This window comes from Nitrospira sp. BLG_2, assembly GCF_049222245.1.
In genome coordinates, this window is the sequence record NZ_JBLYIG010000136.1 from 1 (window position 1) to 5,334 (window position 5,334).

Sequence of the window (5,334 nt, forward strand, 5' to 3'; positions counted from 1 at the left end):
GACCGCTTCTTTTCCCTCGGCCCACAATCCGACGGCAATCGTTCCGAGCATGCCGGCATACAGGACAAGGCTATAGCCCCATCCCGCTTCTTGCCGTTTGATCTTGACCGCATGTTGATGAAACAGGCTGGTCACCCCCAGGATCAATGCGAATCCCCCGATGATCTGCAGCCATTTCGTCGCCGAGGTGAGCATCTGTTCCGAGGCCGGATGCGGCACATAGTATTGGGCCGCGAACAGGAGACCCGTGACGAGAGTGATCAAAAGAGGAAGTTGGCGTCGCAGAAAGATCATTTGAGGTCCCTGAAGAGATCGAGAAAGATTTGCGGCCATTGCGCGCCGGTGACGACTCCGACCGTCGCCACCACCGTTCCGACGGCCAGCACGCTCAAGATGACGGCCTTCCCAATGTCCTGGCCCCGAAGTGTTCCGATCTGGACCGGTTCCCTGGATAGGTACGCGCTCGCGGCGTAGAGCTCTTCCCCGATCAAGGTGTAGTCGCAGGTCGTCACGAAAAACGGGAGTTGGTGGTCCGCATCTGTTCCGGCGATTTGTATGGCACCGGTACTTGCGCCGGTTTCGGTGAGCAGCAGGGACTCGGCAAAGTAATGTCCCATGAAGAAGTTCGCGGCCGGTTTCTTTCGCAGCATGATGCCGTCGACCGCCGCCGTGTAGCTGAACTGGTCTTCGGTAATGAAAAAGTTCGTCTCTTCTTTGAAGAGATCGGATTTTCCCGCTTCCAGATAGGCCTGTTTGGTAATTTCCTGGCAGATGGCCATCGTAATCGGCTCCCGATGAGGCACCAGCAGTTCGGTTTCATATTGAGCGGCCCGCTTTGCAACTCCCCCTAGGATGACGGCGGCAGCGATCGTCGATGGATCTTGCAAACCATGCGCACCGGTGAGATAGAGAACGGGTTTGCCCAGTTCCGTTGCGCGACCGATTGCTTCATCGACCGCATCGAGACCCGGTATGCGACGGAGAAAGACATTGGTTCTCTTGGCGTGATGAATGGCGTAGAAGATCAGCCCTCCGAAGGCAAGAGCGATGACGAGGTTATTGAGCTGATTCCAGTTAAACCAGTTCGCTGCCGGAGAAGCCACCAAGACCTGGCTGAAAACTCTTTGGTCGCCTTGAATCGCAGCCAATGCGACGGCATAGGCCGTCCCGTCCGTCACTTCGATACCCTGTGCGCTCTTGATGATTGCCTGGTGCCAGGCCTTGTCGGCCGTTCTTGTCCACCATGCTGTCTTCGTGTCTTTGACATATTTGGTATTCGCCGGAAACTCCGCGACGATCGCGAAAGTCGCCGGATCGGTAGCGGTAGCCGCTCCGACCAAGACCTGATAACGGACATCCGGACCATCCCATGGCGCAGGAGCCCATTGAGCGGTAAGACTTCCTCCCCCATCATTCGGTGTATCAAAGATTTGGACTTCTTGAGGAGCGCTGAGTGGGGCTTGAGCCAACGTATGGGACGGCGACACCGTATAACAAATCACCAACGAGACCCAGACGGCGCCGGCACATTGTCGCTTCAACGTTCTCCTCACCCTAACCCCTTCATGCCGCACACGGCTTACGCCCCTTCGATCACCTCGATATTGGTCCGTGGAATCACGACTCGTTTCCCATCGGAAAACTTCACTTCCAATACCCGCACTTCGCTCTCTGTCGAAATCCTGGTGAGTTCGGACGGAAGCGCCGACACTTCACCGATGCGCCCGAATAATGGATCACGGATGATGCGAACCGGGTCGCCCAGACGGATTCCTTCACGTGGTGTCTGAGCAGTCATCCCGACACGGCTCTCTTCATGCGGAATGATAATTTCCGGGCGAATGACTCCGGCCCTGATCTGGGTGGCGCCGGAAATCGAAGCTTTCCGGCCGGCATGAGCAGAGAGCAACCCGAACGTCTTGGTCGCCATCGGAATCGTCCCGAAACCCTCGGTCAGGATCAGCGTAAACCCCACCTGCTCTGTCCCTGTGATGGCAACGCCGAGGTCATACCCCAATAAAACCCGCAAGTCTTCATCATGAATCCCGCCGACGACCAAACCGGCGACCCCCACCGACTTGGCCCGGCTCATGGCGTCGGAGGAGAGGAATGATCCGCCTACGACGACTTTCCCCTTCATGCTCGATTTGAAATGAGCCGGAGTAAGCGGTTCGTCCGGTGCCGTCACGGCCATCGCGATTTCGCCGGATGTCTCTCCGCCGATGCCGAAAATCCCCTGAACGAAACTACACGTCGTCTTGACCACGGCTCCTTGCTGCGGAATCGTGTCGCTGATGACTCCGTCCACATAGGCAAGCAGCTGCAACACTCGCGGAGGTTGGCGCAAGAGGACTTGCCCGGTCACGGGGGATACCGATTCAATCACTCCGGCAACCGGCGAACGGATCTCCGTCTTGAACCATTTGATCAGCGGTTTATTCTCGGCGAGGATCTCGTCCTTTTCAACGGCATCGCCTTGCTTCTTGATCATATACTCCGGGATTTCACCGGGCGCCACGCTGAGCTGATTGGCCAGGTTGAGTGGAAAGACTTTTCCCGGCAGCTCCGCCTGCGCGACGACCTGGTCGGAACGGACCACATCACCGACATTGACCAAGACCTTCCCCGGCAGTGGCAGCATGCGCCGGCGTTGAATAACCGTGCCGTCCGTCACCGTGAGGCCTGGAGTGTAACTGTGCGCCATTTTAGTACTCGTTCTGAGTGCTGAGTGCTAGGTTCTGAGTCATGAACATTTTCGAGCCTCCATCTCGGCACTCATCGCTCGGCACCCGGCACTGGATAGAGATCTACGACGTCAAACCATTTCGTCAGAGCCGCGACGCGAGCGTGCTGCTCGGCGGGAAGTCGAAGCGGTCGTCCACGGCCATCGAGCAACAGTCCAACGACTCCGCCATGAACTTCCTTGGTGACAGTCTTGCCTGCACCCGCGCCCATGTCGACCTGTCTGGCGGGCTGAACCTTGATCGTTGCCTGTGTGCCTGACGCCAATGGAAACAGCCTCAGCTCACCGAACTTCAGTTGCTCCTTTGTGGTCTTTCCGTCTGGCCAGGTGATCTCATAGTCGGCCCACACCTCACCGTCCTTCCCCTGTCCAATCGGAGCCACGCAGGTCCCGAGATAGATCATGCAATCCCGGACGAACACATCCGTCGCCGCCTTTTCATTGATCGTGGACAATACCCCGAGATGCGGCATCATGAAGATGCTATCGACCGACAATCGTGTGCAGCCCATCGGCTCATAGGCATCGACCATCATCAACATCGATTGGATTCGGCGCGGAGCATGGGAAAGGATGCCGCCGCTTCCGACGATCAAATTCAGCTTCAACATGTCGATCAAGGTCTTGCCCGAGGCTTGCTGCTCGAAAACATCCGAAATCGTCCGCTCCTGCTGCACGCCCTTCAACCCTGTGGCCAGCGACTTGTGATGGATCAACGCCAGCCGCAGGGCTTCCCGCGCGATCGCCTGCTCGATTTGCAGTTCATCGAGCGTCTGAGGAATGGTCGTGGGACGGATCATCTTGTTCTTGATGCGATTGCGCATCGTCTGCTCGTCGATCGTGAACGGCACCCAACGCATGATATTGGCCAGTCCCGCTTCAGCCAGCACGTTGGACACGCTGTACGACATGCCGAGATTGGCGCTGACCGTCCGGTTGAACCGCCCGTCGAAAACGGAGAATACGTCGGTCGTCGCTCCTCCGATATCCACACCGATCAAATTCAAATGTTCCCGTTTCGCGATCGTCTCCATGATCAGACCGACCGCCGCGGGAGTCGGCATAATGGGAGCTCCGGCCATGTCGATGAGTTTCTTGTAACCTGGCGCCTGTTGCATGACGTGCTCTAGAAACAGGTCATGAATTTTGTTTCGCGCCGGAGCGAGATTCTCTCGCTCCAGGACCGGCCGTATATTCTCCGTCACGACCAGCGCCGATTTGTCATCCAGGATCTTTTTGACTTGCGGTCGGGCTTCCTTGTTGCCCGCGTAGATCAGCGGCAACTTGTAGGTCAGGCCGAACCGTGGTCGCGGTTCCGCCGCCGCCACATATTCGGCCATCTCCACCACATGGGTGACCGCCCCTCCGTCCGTCCCACCGGACATCAGAATCATGTCCGGTCTCATGGAACGGATGCGTTCGATCTTTTCGTGCGGCAAACGGCCGTCATTGGCCGCCAATACATCGATCACGATGGCGCCGGCGCCCAGCGCCGCCCGCTGCGCGCTTTCGCCCGTCATGTTCTGCACGACCCCCGTCACCATCATCTGCAACCCGCCGCCGGCGCTGCTGGTGGAGATGTATATATCGACACCGGTCTTGTCGTCTCGGCAGGGTGTGATGATCGTGTCACCGTCCAAAATCTTCCGGCCCGAAAGCTCTTCGATTTCAACGATGGCATTGAGCACGCCGCGCGTTACATCCTCAAACGGAGCCTCGACCGTGGTCGGCGCTTCGCCGCGATAGGTCTGTCTATACTCGTCCCCGACTTTTTCGATGAGAATGGCTTTGGTCGTGGTACTGCCGCAATCGGTGGCGACGATCACGTTGAGCGGGCGATCGATTGGGGGGGGAGTAGATATCGAAGACGTCATCGAGCCGTTGCTCCGTTTGGAGCAGGGGCAGACTTGGCTTCAATGACGGCAATAAGACGGGACACCGTGTCTCGCAGTTCGAGCAATCGCGCGACTTGCTCGACTTCTTTGACGTTGAAGGCGCAATCGATGATCGGTGTGATGAAGTGCAATGCCTGACTTCCGAGAAAGTTCATTGGTCCAATGGATTCCAAAAACATCGTCGCCGGAGCCGCCATCCCTCGCTTGACGACCACCTCGGCAATCCGCTCCAGCAACCGCATGTCTTCAACCGCGAGGGGGTGAGTCTCAGGCTGAACGGCAAACGCATGGCGAAGTCCCGCTCGCAATCGAGCCAGTCTTTCCGCCGCATTTCCTTTGAAGGGTGATCGCATAAGGGAAGGTCGGATAAAGAAAACTGCGAACGGGTCGCATTATATGAAGGGGTTGAAGGAGATCCAATTCAATGGTGGAACCTGAAAGCTGGAACTCGCGCATCGCCTTTAACATCTCCAATTTCGGTCCGCGCGACTGTCATTTCGCCTTTCTCGTCGAATGTGATATACCCTGAGCAACCTGCGAGGCATTCATGAAGAAATCGTATAGACCATCCCTTGCCAACCGTCGCCCTGTCGGCTTCCCATTCTCGCTCGTTTTCGCGCTGATGCTGTCGGCGATGCCGGTTGCACAATACGGTTGCGCGACCAATCCCGTCAGCGGCCGTCCTGAAGTCACGCT

5 protein-coding genes and 1 pseudogene are annotated in these 5,334 nt (G+C 57.3%); all 6 read right to left on the reverse strand.

Annotated elements, in window-relative coordinates; all coding sequences use genetic code 11:
• Window positions 1–294: pseudogene (locus tag ACOSYY_RS03875) on the reverse strand (hypothetical protein); the annotation flags it as partial.
• Window positions 291–1,541 (reverse strand): DUF6754 domain-containing protein, encoded by a 1,251-nt coding sequence (locus tag ACOSYY_RS03880; RefSeq protein WP_421660955.1) that lies wholly within the window; start codon window positions 1,539–1,541, stop codon window positions 291–293. The pseudogene ACOSYY_RS03875 and the gene ACOSYY_RS03880, both read right to left, overlap by 4 nt.
• Window positions 1,542–1,579: 38 nt before the next feature.
• Window positions 1,580–2,704, reverse strand: a complete 1,125-nt coding sequence (locus ACOSYY_RS03885; protein WP_421660956.1) for a hypothetical protein — start codon at window positions 2,702–2,704, stop codon at window positions 1,580–1,582.
• Window positions 2,705–2,775: 71 nt separating this feature from the next.
• Window positions 2,776–4,617: a glutamate mutase L gene (locus tag ACOSYY_RS03890; protein WP_421660957.1), complete on the reverse strand. Its 1,842-nt coding sequence runs from the start codon at window positions 4,615–4,617 to the stop codon at window positions 2,776–2,778.
• On the reverse strand, window positions 4,614–4,991 hold the full coding sequence (locus tag ACOSYY_RS03895; protein WP_421660958.1) for a hypothetical protein: 378 nt from the start codon (window positions 4,989–4,991) through the stop codon (window positions 4,614–4,616). Before ACOSYY_RS03895 ends, ACOSYY_RS03890 begins: the two co-directional genes overlap by 4 nt.
• A gap of 139 nt (window positions 4,992–5,130) precedes the next feature.
• The coding region (locus ACOSYY_RS03900) for a hypothetical protein (protein WP_421660959.1) at window positions 5,131–5,334 on the reverse strand (204 nt) is incomplete at its 5' end.

What these genes read in the sequence shown, in the direction of transcription:
- ACOSYY_RS03890 (WP_421660957.1), bottom strand. Translation starts at nt 4,617, where the DNA reads ATGACGTCTTCGATATCTACTCCCCCCCCAATCGATCGCCCGCTCAAC.
- ACOSYY_RS03895 (WP_421660958.1), bottom strand. Translation starts at nt 4,991, where the DNA reads ATGCGATCACCCTTCAAAGGAAATGCGGCGGAAAGACTGGCTCGATTG.
- ACOSYY_RS03885 (WP_421660956.1), bottom strand. Translation starts at nt 2,704, where the DNA reads ATGGCGCACAGTTACACTCCAGGCCTCACGGTGACGGACGGCACGGTT.